Genomic DNA, 18,535 nt, shown 5'->3' with positions numbered 1-18,535 from the left:
TTCTGAAGATATTCATTAAGCATACGTCTTAAGGCAAAGCTCAACTTAAAAATCTAAAATTCTCAAATGCCTTAATAGTTCAGATATAGAGCTGTTTTCGGCAATAAAAATTAAAACTTCAATCTTTTTTGAAGTTTTTTTTAATTTTAGTGTAATATATTTCAATTTCAGGTTGTCTTACTAATAGAAACAAACTTATGACTCAGGAAACTTTTAAGAATACGGTATTTATTCTCAGAGATGAGATGTTCCGTTTTGCGAAAAGGTTTGTCATGAGCAGCGATGAAGCTGAAGATGTAGTACAGGATCTGATGATAAAATTCTGGCAAAAGAAAGACGAATTGGAGCAGTTTGGAAATTTTAAATCCTATGCTTTGAAATCAGTCAGGAATGAATGCCTTAACAGGCTGAAGCATCACGACGTAAAGTTAGGTTTTGCCGATTTACAGCTACACCGTTCGGAACTCTACAGTATGGATGTAAATAATATGAAAGAACAAATCATCGGATTTATCAATCAGCTTCCTGAGAAACAGAAAATGGTAATCCATTTGAAGGATGTAGAAGAGTATGAAGTGTCGGAAATTTCTGAAATGTTGGAAATGGAAGAAAACGCAGTAAGAGTAAATCTGATGCGCGCCAGACAAAAAGTAAAAGAACAAATCTCACAATTGATGAGCTATGAGCAACGACAAATTTCAAGATAAATATAACGAAGTCTTCCAAAGTTTAAAGGAAGAAAAAATGAACTGGGATTTTGAGGATTTCCTGAAAAAAACAGAAGGAAAGAATGATGAGATTTCATCAAACGAAACTCCGGTCATTCCAATTGAAACTAAAAAGCCTTCGTTTCCGAAATGGTTCTGGATGGCTGCAAGTGTGGTCTTGCTTTTCGGTCTTGGTTTTATATTTAATTATAATCAAACAGATGCTGTAGACAATCAGGCGAAATTGGTAGAAAATGAAATCCAGAAGCAGAAAACTGATTTCATTAATGAAAATCATAATCATGACTCGCAGGTTGCTGTGCATACAACAGATTCGGCTTCAGGAGCAAAAAAAGATTCTATTTTTATAGAAAATTCTATTGCGGAGAAAGATGTTTTAGATGAAATTTTATCTAAAAAAAGCAGGATTAAAAAAGAATCGAAACCGAGATATGTTTACAATTCTCAAGGCAATCTCAGTCAGAAAGATTCAACAGGATATAAAGATTCCTATGTTATCGTCAACGGAAAACGTATCGAAAGCATGGAAGAAGCGATAAACGTAACCAAATATTCATTTCAGGTGGTTGCCAACAATGTTAATCAGGCATTGGCTCCGAAAGTGATGGATAATGTAGATTATTAACAACAGATTATGCAACTGATCAGGCTTATAATCAATTAATTTAAACTGAACTTATGAAAAAAATACTCATTATATGTACTCTTGTGCTGTCTCATTTCTTTAATGTGTATGGACAGAAAAACAAGCTGGATCAGCTTTTTGAAAAATATCAGGAAGTTGAGGGAGTAACCTCCATTAAGATTGCCAAACCTATGTTCGGAATGCTTAGCAATCTGAATATCGCAGACGAAGAACTCGATCAGATAAAACCTCTTCTTTCAAAGATTGACGGATTGAAAGTTTTAATCACAGAAAACACCAAAGGAGAATTGGCGAATGTGAATAAAGAAATTTCGTCTTATCTGAGTAATTTGAATTACAATGAGATTATGTCTGTAAAGAATGCAGGAAGTAGAATTAAATTTCTTTCATCCGATGCAAAAAATGACGGAACGCTGGATAATATGCTCTTGAGTATTGATAGCGGAGGCGGAGAAAATATTCTGGTGATGCTCGACGGAAGACTTTCGATGGATGACGTGAATAAAATTATTAATTCTGCTGAAACAAAAACAAATACAACGAGATCAACAATTACAAGCAGTTTTGTATCGGATAATTCTGCATCTTATCTAAATGGTGAAAACAGAAATGTAGGACAGTTCTCAGGAATTGACATGAGCACAGGAGTAAAAGTGGTCTTTAAGCAGGAAAACAATACAAGTGTGAAGGTTTTTGCAGATTCAGATAAACTTCAGAATGTCATTACAAGAGTTGAAAACGGAGTTTTGAAAGTGTATATTGATAATAAAGGGACGAGAAATTTAAAATTTAAAAATCTGAGCATCAATGTTTCTTCGCCATCAATTGATAAGATTAAAGCTTCATCCGGCTCAAACTTTACGGCAGTAAACGAAATCCGCGCAAAAGATATGATCGTTGATGCATCTTCAGGATCGGCGGTTGTGGCAAAGTTTCAGATTTCAGGGACTTCAAATTTTGAAGCGAGTTCAGGATCTAATGTAAAATCGACGGTGAGCGCAAATAAAGTTTTAGTAAAAAGTTCAAGCGGCTCAAGCGTTACTCTGGAAGGAAATACGGATTATGTAGCCATCGATGCAAGCAGCGGATCTTCATGCAAAGCCGATCAGCTACAAGCTAATGTAGGTACAGTAGAATCTACTTCAGGAAGCAGTGCTTCGGTGAATGCTAAAGATCAATTGACTGTAAAAGCTTCTTCGGCAGGATCTGTGAAATATAAAGGAAGCCCGAGAATTGATGCTAATATCAGTAAATCTTCTGCAGGAAGTTTAAACCAAATCAACTAATAATTAAAAACCATGAAAACAATTAGAACCATTTTCTTCGTTTGCTGTACTTTATTTTTAATGCAGTCGTGTATTGTTTCTCATAAACCGAATATGGCATTTTTCTCAAATTCTGACTATGATTATGAGGATGCTCAATTTGCGAGTATTAATGTACCTATGTTTTTAGCGAAGCCTTATATCAAAAAAGCTTTGAGAGAAGATGGCGAAAGTGAAGAAGCCATCGCCATGGTAAAAAAAGTTTCGAAGATAAAAATGATGACTGTTGCCAACGGAAGTGAGAAGCTGATGAAAGATTATGCCAATTATCTGAAAAATGAAAATTACGAAGAATGGGCTACCATAAAACATGATGGTGAAAACGTGAATATCCGTGTAAAGCAACAAGGTGACATGATAAAAAATATGCTGATTACCGTAAATTCTAAGAAAGATTTGGTCTTTGTAGATGTAAAAGGGAGTTTTACAGCAGATGATATTTCAAAAATGATCAATTTCGCATCCGATAAATAACTTCATATTCAACCATATTTAATTTTGTAAAGTCACTGTTCACGGTGGCTTTTTTTGATTTATAATATGAATTGTTAAGTTTTATTTAAACTATTTTAAGCTATTTTCATATGTCATTTAAAAAGCTTAATTTTGCAAGAAAGTAAAGATGTCTATTCATAACAAAATTGTAGAGACAGCCATCACTTTCGATGACGTGCTTCTAGTTCCTTCTTATTCTGAAGTTTTACCTAACCAGGTTTCATTAAAATCAAGACTTACCGACAAAATTACGCTTAATGTTCCTATCGTTTCCGCTGCAATGGATACCGTTACAGAGGCTGAATTGGCGATTGCTTTGGCAAGAGTTGGTGGTTTGGGCTTCATTCATAAAAATATGACAATTGCCGAACAGGCGGCTCAGGTAAACAGAGTAAAACGTTCTGAAAACGGAATGATCTCTGATCCTGTTACACTTTCTAAAGACCATACTTTGGCAGAGGCTAAAGAAACAATGGCCAAATATAAGATCTCCGGTCTACCTGTAGTTGACGCTGAAAATACCTTGATCGGCATCATCACAAACAGAGACGTGAAATATCAGGAAAACCTTGATATGAAGGTTGAGGAGATTATGACGAAAGAAAATCTTATCACTTCCGATAAAGATACCAATCTTGAGAAAGCCAAAGAAATTCTTTTGAAAAGTAGAGTTGAAAAGCTCCCTATCGTTGATGCAAACAATAAATTAGTAGGTTTAATTACCATTAAAGATATTGATAATCAGCTGGAATATCCGAATGCCAATAAAGATCAAAACGGTAGATTAATCGTTGGAGCCGGAGTTGGAGTTGGTGAAGATACCTTAGATAGAATTGAAGCTCTTGTAAAAGCAGGTGTTGATATTATAGGTATCGATTCTGCTCACGGGCATTCTATTGGTGTTTTGAATAAAATTAAAGAAATCAGACAGGCATATCCTGATTTGGATATTGTTGGAGGAAATATCGTAACTGCTGAAGCAGCTAAAGATCTGATCGAGGCCGGAGCAAATGTTTTGAAAGTAGGTGTTGGTCCTGGTTCTATCTGCACAACGAGAGTTGTTGCGGGAGTTGGGGTTCCTCAATTATCGGCAATTTATAACGTTTACGAATACGCACAAACCAAAAATGTTGCAGTCATTGCTGATGGTGGAATTAAGCTTTCAGGAGATATTGTAAAAGCAATTGCAAGTGGAGCAGGAGCTGTAATGTTGGGTTCCCTTTTAGCCGGAACTGATGAAGCTCCGGGTGAAGAAATCATCTTCCAGGGAAGAAAATTCAAGACTTATCAGGGAATGGGAAGTCTTTCTGCAATGAAAAGAGGAGGAAAAGAAAGATATTTCCAAAGTGAGGCTAAAAAATTCGTTCCGGAAGGAATTGAAGGAAGAGTTCCAAGTAAAGGATCTTTAGAAGAAGTAATTTTCCAGTTAGTAGGAGGTTTAAGAGCTGGAATGGGATATTGCGGAGCAAAAGATGTTACTGCTTTACAAACCGAGACCAAAATGGTAATGATCACAGGAAGCGGATTGAAAGAATCTCATCCTCATGATGTAATTATTACTCAGGAAGCTCCTAATTATTCTTTGTAATAAAGAAACATTTAGAATAAAATAAATGCCTCTGAGATTTCAGAGGCATTTTTTAATGCCGAAACCGGCATCACGAAATTTTTTTTCAATTACTAAAGTTTCCTTTAGTAACTTCTTTTTGTGTTTTTTAAAATAATAGTTATATAGAGTTTTAGTTCCTCTTTTTCTACGATGTAAAATTAGAAATGTTTAGCAATACTATCATCACAAATCTTGTAGATATTTTACTACGAGATTATAGAAGTTTATCTACAACTTGAAGATTTTCAGGGTTTTAATTTGTCTTTAAAATCATCAATCCGGAAGTCTGTTAAAGCATTTCCTTTTTCTATTTTTTCTTTGGAGTAGAGCCTGAAATCATTTTCAGTCTTTTCCAACAGATAATCGTAAGGTCCCACCGAAGAAATTAGTTTAACCAAAACCGGTGAAATTTCGAGACAGATAAAAAGCCCCATAATAAAAGCTGCAGCTGTTGCAATAATCGCTGAATTCTTACCTAATTCATCCAATGCCTGAAGTCTGGCTGCGAATCCGTTGAACTTATCTTCAAAAGTTTCTGTGGATTTTCTTTCGGTTTCAAGATTGGTGTAAACTTTTGAAATTTCTTTGTCAAGATAGTCTAATCTTGGTGCAACCTGTTTCTGGTAGTTTTCCAGATCCTGTCTGCGTTGCTCTTTCAGTTCCTGCTTACGTTTTGCATTAGGTCCGAAACCTTCTTTTCCGCTGGTAAGGTTGGTTTGTTTTCCTAAAATTTCCTTTTCCAGCTCGACAGCAGCCGAATCATAAGATTTCTGATATTGCGCAGTTTTTTCTGAGATTTGCTTCTTTTCTGTTTCAAACGGTCCGCTCTGCTGAAGAATTCTGCCGTTCATTTGTTTTTGCAGGTCGGTTTTGTTTCGTTGAATAATTGTGTTTAACTGCTTGTTAACTTCCTTCTCAAAAATTTTAAGCTCTAAAGGTTTAGAAATAATAATTCCTAAAAAAGTTGCCAAAATCAATCTTGGAATCGACATGAGAATCTGATTCCACCACGTTCCTGTTTTTTTAATGGATGAAACAATGTAGCGGTCAAGATTGAAGATCATTAGTCCCCAAAGAATTCCAAACCCGATGGATGCCCAAATGTCATCAAAAATAGTATACATTGCATAAGCAGCAGATAATGTTGCAAATACGGCTGTAAAAAGAACGATTCCTCCGATTCCTGCAAACTTATTCCATTCACTCGGTGTTTTCCTTAGAATATGAATATTTCCACCAGAGCAGACGAGCAGAAACTTCTGAAACCAGTTTATTTTATGATTGGTTTGATATATAGTCGATTGTGGGTTTTTCATTATTGAAATTTTCTACAAAATTAGTATTAAAAAATATACCATTGTTACAAATAGTAATATGTTTTACCAAGTAATTTTAAAATAAGTCAAAATCACTTCTGTTAATGGCTTAATTTCTGTTATTAAAAATATCTATCTTTAATCTATTCAAATAAATATATTATGAAAAATTTTTCAAGAATCTCTTTAGCCATGGTTATTTTGACATTGTCATCTTGTAAAAAAGAAGATATTGTAGACAAAGAATTAAAGGAGGCCGCAGCCAACATGAATAAAATGACTCCGCAATTGTTGAGTGAAGGTGTGAGATTAGACAGTGTTTCGGCAGGAGAAAATAAGACTTTGAAATATTGCTATACTTTAACAGATGATGTAAAAGAAGACCTGAAACCTGAAGAAATTAATGACTATAAATCTGCTGCAAAGGAGGAAGCTTTAAAAAGCATTAAAAATTCTCCGGATATGAAGAACTTCAGAGATAACAATGTTACGCTTAAATATATTTATTATGACAAAAACGGTAAACCGACAACCGATTTTTCAGTTTCGCCTTCGGAATACAAAGAAAAGTAATCGTTGAATTATTTTAGACGATCGGGATTCTGCTTTAAAAAACTTTCCCAACCGGAATAAGATTTTGTATCAGCAAGCGTTCCCGAATTGAAATGATGGCATACAGCGACCGCTAATCCGTCGGAAGCATCAAGATATTTTGTTGGGAATTCTTTCAGTTTTAAAAGATTCTGAAGCATTCCTGCGACCTGTTCTTTACTGGCATTCCCGTTTCCGGTGATTGCCATTTTTATTTTTTTTGGAGAATATTCGGTGATGGGAATATTTCTGTACAAACTTGCTGCCATTGCAACACCTTGAGCTCTTCCGAGTTTGAGCATTGATTGTACATTCTTACCAAAGAAAGGTGCTTCAAGCGCAACTTCATCCGGATGGAATTCATCAATTAAAGCTAAGGTTTTATCGAAAATGTATTTAAGCTTGGTTTCATGATTAGGATATTTTTTTAAAATCAGTTCGTGAATGGAAATCATTTCCATTTTACCTTTTTTAACCGATATTAAGCCAAATCCCATCACGGCTGTTCCGGGGTCAATTCCTAAAATTATTTTCTCTGCTGAAACCATCACGACAAAGATACGGCTTTCTTTATTTTAGATTTTAATTTATTCTTGCGACAGTTTCTTTTCATCGATCGGAATCCATTTCCCGTCATGTCTAAGAAGTGAAATTTCATCAACGATAAATTTAGTTATATAGGGTTTGTCTTTGTAAATTTCCCAGGCTTTCAGAAAGTTTTCATAAGAAAGATTTCTATACCCCACTGTCATATGGGGATTGAATGAATAACTTCCAAAACTAAATTTTTCTTTTACATTAAGGTAAAGTTGCTTCAGGTTTTCATTTTCTTCCGGTTGTATAAACAAAACAGGATTTTTCGGATTGGGAAAGCTTCCGAAACCATTCAATATAATTTCAAAAGGAGAAATTTTTGTATTGACTTTCTGAAAAGCAATGTGAATATCTTCCTCCAATTCGATTTCTCTTTCAAAAGGAGGAAATAATGTAATATGTGCGTCATTATTCAATGCTTTAGTATTGCCAAAGTTTATAGCTAAATCTTCTTTAAAAGCTCTTACCTCATCAATGATTTTCTGTTCAGGATAAACAGCTATGAAATACATTTTTTTCATAAAGCGAAATTAAGTTTTTAAAATTTATTCTAATACATAAGAAAATTATGCATAAGTTTGTAAGGTATTAAATCGACGGATGAAAAAAAACAGTCTCTATAAAGGAACACTCCAAAACATCATCTTAAAGTTACTTTCTAAAGAAGTAAAGATGTATGGTTATCAGATCACACAGCGTGCAAAAGAACTAACGGAAGGTGAACTCGAAATGACGGAAGGAGCACTTTATCCGCTTTTACATAAGCTGGAAGCAGATGGAATTATTACTTCTGAAATTCAGGAAATCAATGGAAGGAGCAGAAAATATTATTTGCTTAGCGAAAAGGGCAAAAAACAACAGGCAGTTCAGGAAGATGAGATGAGATCATATTTATTTAATCTAAAAACAATTTTTGACATATAATAAATCTATGCTCATGAATAAAGAAAACTTAAAACAGATAGAGCAGTATCTTAAAAGTAAAAATTTGAGTTCTGCTATATTTACTGAAGTGTATGATCATTTTGTCATGCAGATTTCAGATTTTATGCTTAAAAAAGAAGTTGGTTTTCAGGAAGCCTTCGTTCAGACAACAATTAATTGGCAGAGCGAACTGAAAATGGTAAGAGCAGATATTTTTTCATTCAGAAGAATTGCAAAAATTGAGAAGTATCTTTTGCAGATGAGATTCAGAAAAATGATGTTGTTGGCTTTTTTGTTTTGTTTGCTTTCAGGGATGATGTTTTATCTTAATGAAGATTTATATTTAGTTATCCAGGGATGCTTTATTATTTTACATCTGTTATTTCTTCTCTACAGTTTCATATTCGGGAAACTCAGTTTTTCAGATTATCAGAGAATATCTTTTCATCCTTTATTGCTGAGAAGTTTATTGTTGATTTTAATTATTGTCCCTATTTTAAATATTGCCTTTAAAACGCATGACAATATTTGGGAATTTCCTTTAAACCATATGGCGCTCACTTTTTCGGTTGTGCTTCAGACCCAATTGCTTTATTACAGAATTAAAAAAGTAAATATTTTGCTTTCATGACAACAGAACAAAAACAGGAAATAAGAACTTTTCTTTTGAATAAAAATCTTCCGATCGATATCATAATGGAAGTTGAAGATCATTTTGTAAGCCAAATCAAAGAAATACAATCGGAGAAAGATTTGTCCTTTGATGATGCATTTAATGTCGCTATTATTTCCTGGTACGACGACTTAAGGCTTTTCCGGGATGGTAGCTGGAGTACAGAAAAAACATCTCTTTTGATAAAAAAATCCTCAAGACAAAAGCTTTTTTCAATCCTGAAAAAATCAGCAGTAATTGCAGTAATCAGTTATTTTTTAGTTGTATTATGTTATTTTTTTATTCCGTTTTCTGTTTTTAGAATAAGTTTGGGTGTCTTTGTAGGTCTTGTTATGGTATTTCCATTAATTATTTACATCAAAGAAAAAAAATATTTTGATCTGCCTAAAAAATATAAAAACATCCGGCTTTCTGCCCATCAGAATCTTGTAAGCGTATTTTTTATTCTTCCGATGTCTTCAGGATGGTTTTTCCGTTTTGTTTTAGAAATAAATGATGGTTTTTTGGATCCAAATCATATGAAAGGTATTGTTGTTAACGCTTTGTTTCTTTTCTTTTTCTTTTTTGAAGCAGCAATTATAGTATCCCAGCAAAAGTATCTTGAAATGATTAAAAAAATCACTCCTTATCTGGAAGAAAATTTTAAAATCTCTAATTAATAATTTTCCAATACATCTGAAATTTGCTTAATTTTTAAATGAGGTTGGAAAGATGCAGTTTTGCCTTTTTCTTCATCCGCAATATTAGATAGGATAATAACTGAAGTTTTGGTTTTGGGATAATAAATGTTGAGGGAAGGTGCGCCTTTTACATATCCGCTGTGAAAATAAGAAACCGGCTTATTGTCATTCATCATAATTCCTAAGCCGTAACCCATCGTTCCGAGAACAGGATGTTGTCTTTCGGTGCTTTTGGCCATGAATTTTTTCAGAGTTTCGGTTTTAATGATTTTTCCGCTGTATAAAGCATTATTCCAGATGTGAAGATCGTCAATGGTAGACAAAACTCCGCCTGCAGGAATGCCAATTTCTTTGTTGCCTAATCTTTTTGGCATATTGTCAACAGCTTTCTGACTTTTCGAATTTCCTACGTATGTTTTAGCAAAATTTTCTCCATCAAATGAAGTTCCGGTTGATGAATTTTTCATTCCAGCTTTTTTGAATAATTCCAGCATATTTTCATCAAAAGATCTTCCTGAAACATTTTCTACAATTTTTCCTAAAGCATTATATCCGTCGTTGGAATAATTAAATCCGCTTCCACTTTTGAACATTAATCTTTCCCCGAAATTATTAAGTCCCGAACTGTGATTTAGAAGCTGCTGAATGGTGATGTTTTCATATTCCTTTTTCTGGAAATCTTTAAAATATTTTGAGGCTTTATCGTCAAGATTCAATTTTCCTTCTTCCATTTGAAGTAAGATCAGAACAGCGGTAAACTGCTTGCTTATCGAGGCAATTGAAAATACTGTAGCGTTGTTGATTTCAGTTTTATTTTCAAAATTCGAGAATCCATTATTTCTTCGGTAAAGTTCAGTGCTATCTTTAAAAACACCGACACTTGCGTTAAAATGATAAGCATTAAAAACCGAATCTATTTGCGCTTTATATAGTTTTTGCTGAAATGCTGTAACTGCAGAATCAATAATTACCTTTTTATCAACAGGCTTGGAGATTTCAACTTTTTGACAGGAAAATAAAATTAAGAAGACGGAAATAATCGTTACTAAAAACTTCATGATGTGCTTTTGATTTCTCTAAAATAAGAAAAAAAGATTTTTAATCAAAGTTTAAGGTTACGAACTGTGTGAAACTAAAACTATTCTAAATCAAATCATAAAATAAGAGAACGTACTATTTAATTTATTCATTATTGTTGAATGTGAAAAAGTTGAAAAAGCTATCAGTAAAGAATTTTATTTTATAAAAACAATGTAAATGTCATGAATGTTTTCTTTTGGAGTGAAGAATTTCACAAACTCTTTAGGAATGTAATGAACCTCATATTTATTGGAATATAAAGAGTAACTTTTATTAAATATTTTATAGTCTAATTTTTTTCCTTCAACAATTATAAGAGATTTTTCTGTAGCTAAAGGTGGACCGTATGAAATTTCACCATACATTTTATCTAAACCATTATATTCTAACTTTATCAGTTGTTTTTTACCAAGATTTTGAATGGTATAAATAACCATTTTTTTGTCATAAGCATAGTCGTTAGGAGCAAACTCCAATAGGCTTTCGTATTTAAGAATATCTTTCGGTATTTCGAGATGATAGTAGCCGTTTTTATCTGTTCTTGTGGTATAAACTTTCAAAGCAGTAATAAAGCTAATCTCTGAAGGAATCGGCTTTGTGTTTTCAGAATCAACTATTCTTCCGGAGATCACAAAATTGCCGTTATCTTTTCGAGGTTCTTCGTTTTCGATTTTTATATTTGAATCGGCTGAGACAACTATTTCGTTTGAATGTGCAACAGTGGTTTGTGAAGGATAAGTATGGGGTCTCATTGATTAGTTTAAAGTAAAACGAAAATTTTAGATTATTATTTCTAAATCAAATCACAAAACCAGAAAACATATTCTCCACCTTCATCATTATCATCAGTTTTCGGTTTTGGATAGGTCTTCTTTACAATCTCACCAATTTTAAAATCTATAGGATTTTTAAAAATGGGACCGTCAAAAGTAAAGGTATGGAATTCTCCGTTTTCTCCGCAGGGATCTACATTTTCAGGTAAATCATTAATGAAATCTTGATCAATAATTCTTCCGGCAAAAGTTTTATCCAGATAAATTTCGTTTACGCAAGTGACGATCGTTTTAAAACCTAAATCTAAAAACTCATGGATGAGGTCTGTTGTATTGATTTTCCAAAGAGGAAAAACCGCTTCCATTCCAATATTATTAAGTTGATCTTCTCTATACTTTCTCAAATCCTCTAAAAAAATATCTCCGAAAATAGAATGATTGACGTCTTGAGATTGTATCTCATTCATCGTTCTGGTCATAATTTCTTGATATTCTTCCATTGTCGGTTCCTTCGGGATTTCCATTTTAATTAAAGGAAATCCTAAACTTTCCGCCTGTTTTTCTAACAAAGAAACATGAACACCATGCATCGAGATTCTTTGAAATTCCTGATTAATGCTTGTCAGCAAAGAAGTGACTTCAAATTGATTTTTTTTTAAAATTTTGTATAAAGCTAATGCAGAATCTTTTCCGCTGCTCCAGTTGAATATGGCTTTGGGTTTCATTCGCTATTTTGACCTGAATGACTTAAGATTTAAATCGTTCAATTTATTTATGATCTGGTCTACCGAAATTGTTTAGTTCATTAGGTTCGATCTTGTTTTTTTCAGTTTGTTGCCTTTTTTGTAATTCTTCTGTGTTCCTGTCCATATCGCTTTTGTGTGTGGCATCCATAGGGTATGAATTACAGCTTTTTAAAAATGTAACAGTGAAAATTATAATTGCTGTGATAAAGAATTTTTTCATTGATTTTTTAAGGAGTGTTAAAAATAATTATACAAATTATTCAAAAATACAAAAACCTCAAAGAAAAATTCCTTGAGGTTTTAATTTATAATTTTTGAAACAGTTTGTAGTCAAAAATCGTTTGCCCTACACGGGCCGGACTACATATTTCTTCTGTATTTACCGCCTACTTCAAACAAAGCATTGGTAATCTGCCCAAGAGAGCAATATTTCACGGCATCCATCATGACATTAAATAAATTCTGCTGATTGATGGCAGCGTGTTGTAATGTTTTTAAAGCGGCTTCGGACTTATCTTCATTAGCCTGTTGGAAATTATGAAGCATTTCGATCTGGAACTGCTTTTCTTCCTCAGTCGAACGGATAACTTCTCCCGGACGAACTGTTGGTGAACCGTCTTTTCCTAAGAAAGTATTCACTCCGATAATCGGATATTCTCCGGTATGTTTCAGCCATTCGTAATGCATTGATTCTTCCTGAATTTTTGAACGTTGATACATCGTTTCCATTGCGCCCAAAACACCACCTCTTTCTGTAATTCTGTCGAATTCTGCATAAACAGCTTCTTCCACAAGATCCGTCAATTCTTCAATAATAAATGAACCTTGAAGCGGATTTTCGTTTTTCGCTAATCCTAATTCTTTATTAATAATCAACTGAATCGCCATCGCTCTTCTTACAGACTGCTCAGTCGGAGTTGTAATTGCCTCGTCATAAGCGTTTGTGTGGAGTGAATTACAGTTATCATAGATGGCATAAAGCGCCTGGAGCGTCGTTCTGATGTCGTTGAAATCAATTTCCTGAGCGTGAAGCGAACGTCCTGAAGTTTGAATATGGTATTTCAACATCTGACTTCTTTCATCTGCACCGTATTTCAGTTTCATGGCTTTTGCCCAGATTCTTCTCGCCACACGTCCGATTACTGAATATTCAGGGTCGATACCGTTGGAAAAGAAGAAAGATAGGTTTGGTGCAAAATCATTGATATCCATTCCTCTTGACAAATAATATTCAACATAAGTGAAACCATTTGCCAGCGTAAATGCCAACTGAGAAACCGGATTCGCACCCGCTTCTGCAATGTGATAACCAGAAATAGAAACAGAATAGAAGTTTCTTACTTTTTCTGTAATAAAATATTCCTGAACGTCACCCATTAATCTTAGGGCAAATTCAGTAGAGAAAATACAAGTATTTTGAGCCTGATCTTCTTTTAAAATATCAGCCTGAACCGTTCCACGAACGGTCGCGATTGTTTTAGCCTTAATTTCAGCATAAGCCTCAGCAGGAATCACTTCATCTCCCGTTAAGCCTAATAATTTTAATCCTAAACCATTATTGGAAGGAGGCAATTCTCCGTTATATTTTGGTCTTTCTAAACCTTTGTCGTCGAATTTTGCTTTTAAAGCTTTCTCAACATTAGCTTCAAGCTTATGTTCAGTAATATATTTTTCAACATTCTGATCAATCGCCGCATTCATGAAGAAAGCCAACAACATCGGCGCAGGTCCGTTGATGGTCATTGAAACTGAAGTCATTGCATTCACCAAATCAAATCCGGAATACAGTTTTTTCGCATCATCTAATGTTGCGATAGAAACTCCCGCATTTCCGATCTTACCATAAATATCCGGTGGTAGGGCAGGATCCTGTCCGTATAACGTCACAGAGTCAAACGCTGTAGACAAACGTTTTGCATCCATTTCCGCAGAAACGTAGTGGAATCTTCTGTTGGTTCTTTCAGGACCGCCTTCTCCGGCGAACATTCTTGTTGGGTCTTCTCCTGTTCTTTTAAAAGGATAAATTCCGGCGGTGTAAGGAAATCCTCCCGGAAGATTTTCCTGTCCTTTCCATTTAATTAAATCACCCCAATCGTTGTATTTTGGTAAAGCGATTTTTGGAATTCTTAAATGAGATAAAGATTCTGTTGAGGTCTCCACTTTAATTTCTTTTCCTCTTACGAAATAGGAGTAAAATTCTTCATGGAAAGCCTTTTTCGTATCATCCCAAGTTTTTAGGAAGTCGATATTTTCCTGTTGAAGTTCTTTCTCTGCCTTTTGATATTCAGCGTCTAAAGTTTCGTTGGAAAGGAAATTTCTAACGCCTTCAATATGATACATTTTTCTTGCAAGCTCAGCTTGTTTTTCGATGTTTGCATCATAAATTCTGTTGTTTTCAACAATTTCAGATAAATAACGAACTCTTTTTGGAGGAATAATCGTCACTTCGTCTGTAATTTCCTGCTCAACAAAACCGTGTAAATTTAAGCCTGAATATTTTTCGTTTACTTTTGCAACTAATCTATTGTATAATTCAGTTGTTCCGTGGTCATTGAACTGAGATGCTTTTGTTGCGTAAACAGGCATATCATCCAACGGACTTTCCCACAGCAAATGGTTTCTCTGGAACTGCTTTCTAACCGCTTGAAGGGCATCTAAAGCACCTCGTTTGTCAGATTTATTTAAAGCAACTAAATCTGCGTAATCCAACATGTCGATTTTTTCCAACTGCGTTGAAGCTCCATATTCAGGAGTCATTACGTACATGGAAACATCTGCAAAATCTGAAACTTCCGAACCGGATTGTCCGATACCCGAAGTTTCCAGAATAATTACATCAGGATGAGCTAATTTCAACACATTCAACGCTGAATGAATGAAAGGCGAAACAGAAACGTTGTTTTCTCTCGTCGCCATCGAACGCATATAAACTCGTGGGTCATTGATCGCGTTCATACGAATTCTATCTCCCAATAATGCACCTCCGGTTTTCTTTTTTGAAGGGTCAATAGATATGATAGCAATTTTTTTATCGGTGTTGGAGCGTAAGAAACGTCTTACCAATTCGTCTGTCAAAGAAGATTTTCCGGCTCCACCTGTACCCGTGATACCGATGATCGGGATATTTAAATCTTTTGATTTTTCGTCAATGGCTTTTACCAATTCAGGTTTTTCGTCTGAAAAGTTTTCGACCGCAGAAATGATTTTAGCAATACTTGTAGAATTTTCAAAACTAATTGAATCTAAGTCATTTGCCGTCACATCTTTTCCTGTTGCGAAATCTGATCTTTTTACCAGATCGTCGATCATTCCCTGTAAACCAAGCTCACGGCCGTCGTCCGGAGAATAAATTCTGTCGATTCCGTAAGACATGATGTCTTCGATTTCTTCAGGCAGAATTACACCGCCGCCGCCGCCAAATATTTTGATTTGCGGAGAGTTTTTTTCTCTTAAAAGATCGTAAATGTATTTAAAATATTCGTTGTGACCGCCTTGGTAAGAGGTCAGTGCAATGGCGTTGGCATCTTCCTGAATAGCAGTGTTCACCACTTCTTCAGCAGATTTGTCGTGACCAAGGTGGATAACTTCGCATCCCGTTCCCTGAATGACACGACGCATGATATTAATCGCAGCATCATGACCGTCGAATAACGATGCAGCTGTTACGATTCTTACTTTATTTGTTGGAGTATATTTTTGGGTTTCCATAAAAAACTAGAAAATTTCTGAATTTCCAAATATAATAATAAAATAAGAACCGCTGATTTGTAGTCATTTAATTGATTTTTAAAGCTTTGTATGTTTTGTCAGTGTGATTTTTGTACCTGAACTAACATTCGTTCAGGTGTTTGCAAGGTTATTCTTTCATTTTGAGTTTTTCGGAATTAAATTTTTATTTTTGCACATAGAATTTTAGGAATGAAAAGAGCGTTAATCTATTTTGCATTGGGAACGGTATTGAGTTTTTTAATCAATTATCTATTTATAGATGGTGAACATATCGGTCTGGAAATATATTATGCAATCGCTTTCGGACTTGCTTGGGGAATGGCGTATTCTCTCGATAATCCTAAATTTTCTCTTGTTCAGAAAATGGGTTCTTCATTTGGAGTAATGGCTCTTCTGGTTGCGGTAGGTGCTGTTATTTTCAATCTTGAACTGGCAATTCCGTCTATTTTGAAGTTTTCTACTGTTTTTGTGGCTTATTATTTAATAGCAAGTTTCCGAGGGAGTAAATCTTTACGCAATTAAAAATTATTCTCAATATTCAATCTTTAAACTAAAGATTTTCAATTTTCAGATTTTATTTATCGTTTTTCGACTTTACAAAAGTTGAGATTTTGATTTCTTCAGATGTGATAACTTACTTAATATCACTATTTTCAATACTTTAATTCAAAATATATTTTCAGATTAGAAAAATATGTGTACCTTTGCACACCCTTTTAAGGGAAAATTATGTTTAATCTTTAACTAAAACGTGTGAATACATTAAGTTACAAAACTGTTTCAGCGAACAAAGCTACTGCTAATAAAGAATGGGTTGTGGTAGACGCTGAAGGACAACCGTTGGGAAGACTAGCTTCTACGGTTGCAAAGATTTTGAGAGGTAAGCACAAAGCAAACTTTACACCTCACGTAGATTGTGGTGATAACGTTATTGTTTTGAATGCTGGGAAAGTAACTCTTTCTGGAAACAAGTGGAACGATAAGACTTATATCTGGCATACAGGTTACCCTGGTGGACAGAAGTCTATGACTGCAGCTGAACTTCAGAAGAAAGATTCTTTAAAAGTATTGGAAAAATCTGTAAAAGGTATGTTGCCGAAAAACAGATTAGGATCTGCTTTATTGAAGAACCTTTATCTTTATGAAGGAACTGAGCACAAACATGAAGCTCAACAGCCTAAAACAATTAATGTTAACGAATTTAAATAATTAATTTATGTCTATAGTTCACAAAATCGGAAGAAGAAAAACTTCTGTAGCTAGAGTTTATGTAAAGCCAGGAACTGGTAACATTACAGTAAACGGTAAAGATGCTGCAACTTATTTCTCTACAGACGTGATGGTTTACAAATTGAACCAGCCGTTCATCCTTTCTGAAACTGTTGGTCAGTACGATGTTACCGTAAATGTTTTCGGTGGTGGTAATACAGGTCAGGCAGAAGCTATCAGATTAGGTATTTCTAGAGCGCTTTGCGAAATTAATGCTGAATTCAGATTAGCATTGAAGCCTGCAGGTTTACTTACAAGAGATGCAAGAATGGTGGAAAGAAAGAAACCAGGTCAGAAAAAAGCAAGAAAGAGATTCCAATTCTCAAAACGTTAAGATTTGCTGGTGGCGAATGGCTTTTAGCTATTGGCTTCAGGAATTTATTAAAATTTTTTTTAAACTTAATCTCGGCGAAAAGCCAATTGCCACAAGCAAAAAGCAAACCGCCAATTGCCCGTTACGTTTAGCATCCAAACGCTTCTCCCATCTAAAGAAGTTGTTGATTGTTTAAAAAACGGAAAGTAAACTAACAAAAACAGAAAACATGGCAAAAGCAAATGTAAAAGACCTTCTAGAGGCTGGTGTACACTTCGGTCACATGACTAGAAAGTGGAATCCAAATATGGCTCCATACATTTTTATGGAGAAAAACGGTATTCACATTGTAGACTTACATAAAACAGCAGTTAAATTGGATGAAGCTTGTAACGCTTTAGAAAAATTAACTTCTGCAGGTAAAAAAGTTCTTTTCGTAGCTACTAAGAAGCAAGCGAAAGAGGTGGTTGCTAAGCACGCTGCTGAACTTAATATGCCTTATATTACAGAAAGATGGCCGGGAGGTATGTTAACAAACTTCGTTACGATCAGAAAAGCTGTAAAGAAAATGAACGCTATCGACAAAATGAAAAAAGACGGTACGTTCGAAACTTTATCTAAAAAAGAAAGATTACAGGTAGACAGACAAAGAGCTAACTTAGAGAAAAACTTAGGTTCTATCTCTGACATGGTGCGTCTTCCTTCTGCAATCTTCGTTGTAGATATCATGAGAGAGCACATCGCTGTAACTGAAGCTAAGAAATTAGGTATTCCAGTTTTCGGTATTGTTGATACAAACTCTGACCCAAGAAAAGTAGACTTCGTTATCCCAGGAAACGATGATGCTTCTAAATCTATCGATATGATCTTGAATGTAGTTTCAGATTCTATCAAAGAAGGTCAGTCTCAGAGAAAAGCTGATAAAGAAAAATCTAAAGAAGAAGGAGAAGTAGTGTCTGCTGATAAAGATGCTGATTTCGATGCTGAATAATTAAAGATTTTCTTTAAAATACAAAAACCGCTGAAGTAATTTGGCGGTTTTTT

At 34.6% G+C, this 18,535-nt stretch carries 20 protein-coding genes; 13 read left to right on the top strand and 7 right to left on the bottom strand.

Annotation, left to right across the window (positions count from 1 at the left end):
- The first annotated feature begins 197 nt into the window (after positions 1-197).
- From BM371_RS18130 to guaB, 5 genes are all read left to right on the top strand, one after another.
- Positions 198-707 carry an RNA polymerase sigma factor gene (locus tag BM371_RS18130; protein WP_034678917.1) on the top strand — a complete coding sequence of 170 codons (510 nt, stop codon included), beginning with the start codon at positions 198-200 and terminating at the stop codon, positions 705-707.
- Positions 682-1,353: a hypothetical protein gene (locus BM371_RS18125; RefSeq protein ID WP_228376803.1), complete on the top strand. Its 672-nt coding sequence runs from the start codon at positions 682-684 to the stop codon at positions 1,351-1,353. The genes BM371_RS18130 and BM371_RS18125 overlap by 26 nt, the downstream gene beginning before the upstream one ends.
- A gap of 53 nt (positions 1,354-1,406) precedes the next feature.
- The gene (locus BM371_RS18120; RefSeq protein WP_034678919.1) at positions 1,407-2,660 is read left to right on the top strand and encodes a DUF4252 domain-containing protein; all 1,254 of its coding nucleotides are present in this window, start codon (positions 1,407-1,409) and stop codon (positions 2,658-2,660) included.
- Positions 2,661-2,672: 12 nt separating this feature from the next.
- Positions 2,673-3,173: a DUF4252 domain-containing protein gene (locus tag BM371_RS18115; RefSeq protein ID WP_034678921.1), complete on the top strand. Its 501-nt coding sequence runs from the start codon at positions 2,673-2,675 to the stop codon at positions 3,171-3,173.
- A 148-nt stretch (positions 3,174-3,321) separates the two neighbouring features.
- On the top strand, positions 3,322-4,782 hold the full coding sequence (guaB, locus tag BM371_RS18110) for an IMP dehydrogenase (protein ID WP_034678923.1): 1,461 nt from the start codon (positions 3,322-3,324) through the stop codon (positions 4,780-4,782).
- A gap of 266 nt (positions 4,783-5,048) precedes the next feature.
- Here guaB and BM371_RS18105 read toward each other — a convergent pair whose 3' ends face one another.
- The gene (locus BM371_RS18105) at positions 5,049-6,119 is read right to left on the bottom strand and encodes a DUF4407 domain-containing protein (protein ID WP_034678924.1); all 1,071 of its coding nucleotides are present in this window, start codon (positions 6,117-6,119) and stop codon (positions 5,049-5,051) included.
- Positions 6,120-6,281: 162 nt separating this feature from the next.
- Between BM371_RS18105 and BM371_RS18100 the strand changes: the two genes are divergently transcribed.
- A complete protein-coding gene (locus BM371_RS18100; RefSeq protein ID WP_051883000.1) occupies positions 6,282-6,692 on the top strand; it encodes a hypothetical protein in 411 nt (136 codons plus the stop codon).
- An 8-nt stretch (positions 6,693-6,700) separates the two neighbouring features.
- Here BM371_RS18100 and ruvC read toward each other — a convergent pair whose 3' ends face one another.
- Both ruvC and BM371_RS18090 read right to left on the bottom strand, forming a co-directional pair.
- Complete coding sequence (ruvC, locus tag BM371_RS18095; protein ID WP_034678925.1) at positions 6,701-7,258, bottom strand: crossover junction endodeoxyribonuclease RuvC; 558 nt, start codon at positions 7,256-7,258, stop codon at positions 6,701-6,703.
- A gap of 39 nt (positions 7,259-7,297) precedes the next feature.
- Positions 7,298-7,825 carry a 2'-5' RNA ligase family protein gene (locus BM371_RS18090; RefSeq protein WP_034678928.1) on the bottom strand — a complete coding sequence of 176 codons (528 nt, stop codon included), beginning with the start codon at positions 7,823-7,825 and terminating at the stop codon, positions 7,298-7,300.
- Between the two features lie 79 nt (positions 7,826-7,904).
- On the opposite strand from BM371_RS18090, the gene BM371_RS18085 reads away from it, so the two are divergent.
- The 3 genes from BM371_RS18085 to BM371_RS18075 are packed head-to-tail and all read left to right on the top strand — an operon-like array spanning position 7,905 to position 9,560.
- On the top strand, positions 7,905-8,228 hold the full coding sequence (locus tag BM371_RS18085) for a PadR family transcriptional regulator (RefSeq protein ID WP_034678930.1): 324 nt from the start codon (positions 7,905-7,907) through the stop codon (positions 8,226-8,228).
- A gap of 13 nt (positions 8,229-8,241) precedes the next feature.
- Entirely contained in the window at positions 8,242-8,859 is a 618-nt protein-coding gene (locus tag BM371_RS18080) for a hypothetical protein (RefSeq protein ID WP_034678933.1), read from the top strand.
- Positions 8,856-9,560, top strand: coding sequence for a hypothetical protein (locus BM371_RS18075; RefSeq protein WP_051883001.1), 705 nt, complete (start codon positions 8,856-8,858; stop codon positions 9,558-9,560). Before BM371_RS18080 ends, BM371_RS18075 begins: the two co-directional genes overlap by 4 nt.
- Here BM371_RS18075 and BM371_RS18070 read toward each other — a convergent pair.
- The 4 genes from BM371_RS18070 to BM371_RS18050 all read right to left on the bottom strand — a co-directional run bounded on the left by BM371_RS18070 (position 9,557) and on the right by BM371_RS18050 (position 15,888).
- Complete coding sequence (locus BM371_RS18070) at positions 9,557-10,639, bottom strand: serine hydrolase domain-containing protein (protein WP_034679272.1); 1,083 nt, start codon at positions 10,637-10,639, stop codon at positions 9,557-9,559. The two genes, BM371_RS18075 and BM371_RS18070, sit on opposite strands and share 4 nt — an antisense overlap.
- Before the next feature lie 177 nt (positions 10,640-10,816).
- Positions 10,817-11,413, bottom strand: a complete 597-nt coding sequence (locus tag BM371_RS18065) for a hypothetical protein (protein WP_034678936.1) — start codon at positions 11,411-11,413, stop codon at positions 10,817-10,819.
- 41 nt (positions 11,414-11,454) lie between these two features.
- Positions 11,455-12,159 (bottom strand): Dph6-related ATP pyrophosphatase, encoded by a 705-nt coding sequence (locus BM371_RS18060; RefSeq protein WP_034678938.1) that lies wholly within the window; start codon positions 12,157-12,159, stop codon positions 11,455-11,457.
- A 381-nt stretch (positions 12,160-12,540) separates the two neighbouring features.
- The gene (locus BM371_RS18050) at positions 12,541-15,888 is read right to left on the bottom strand and encodes a methylmalonyl-CoA mutase family protein (RefSeq protein ID WP_034678943.1); all 3,348 of its coding nucleotides are present in this window, start codon (positions 15,886-15,888) and stop codon (positions 12,541-12,543) included.
- Between the two features lie 210 nt (positions 15,889-16,098).
- On the opposite strand from BM371_RS18050, the gene BM371_RS18045 reads away from it, so the two are divergent.
- The 4 genes from BM371_RS18045 (at position 16,099) to rpsB (ending at position 18,482) form a co-directional block, all read left to right on the top strand.
- Complete coding sequence (locus tag BM371_RS18045; RefSeq protein WP_034678946.1) at positions 16,099-16,431, top strand: hypothetical protein; 333 nt, start codon at positions 16,099-16,101, stop codon at positions 16,429-16,431.
- Positions 16,432-16,662: 231 nt separating this feature from the next.
- Complete coding sequence (rplM, locus tag BM371_RS18040) at positions 16,663-17,118, top strand: 50S ribosomal protein L13 (RefSeq protein ID WP_034678947.1); 456 nt, start codon at positions 16,663-16,665, stop codon at positions 17,116-17,118.
- A 7-nt stretch (positions 17,119-17,125) separates the two neighbouring features.
- On the top strand, positions 17,126-17,512 hold the full coding sequence (rpsI, locus tag BM371_RS18035; protein WP_034678948.1) for a 30S ribosomal protein S9: 387 nt from the start codon (positions 17,126-17,128) through the stop codon (positions 17,510-17,512).
- Between the two features lie 208 nt (positions 17,513-17,720).
- Positions 17,721-18,482, top strand: a complete 762-nt coding sequence (gene rpsB, locus BM371_RS18030) for a 30S ribosomal protein S2 (protein ID WP_034678949.1) — start codon at positions 17,721-17,723, stop codon at positions 18,480-18,482.
- Positions 18,483-18,535 lie beyond the last annotated feature (53 nt).

The organism is Chryseobacterium formosense, from assembly GCF_900116415.1.
In the GTDB taxonomy this organism is placed as follows: Bacteria; Bacteroidota; Bacteroidia; order Flavobacteriales; family Weeksellaceae; genus Chryseobacterium; species Chryseobacterium formosense.
The sequence above is the reverse complement of the archived record's forward strand: the minus strand, read 5'-3'. Positions and strand labels throughout refer to the sequence as shown.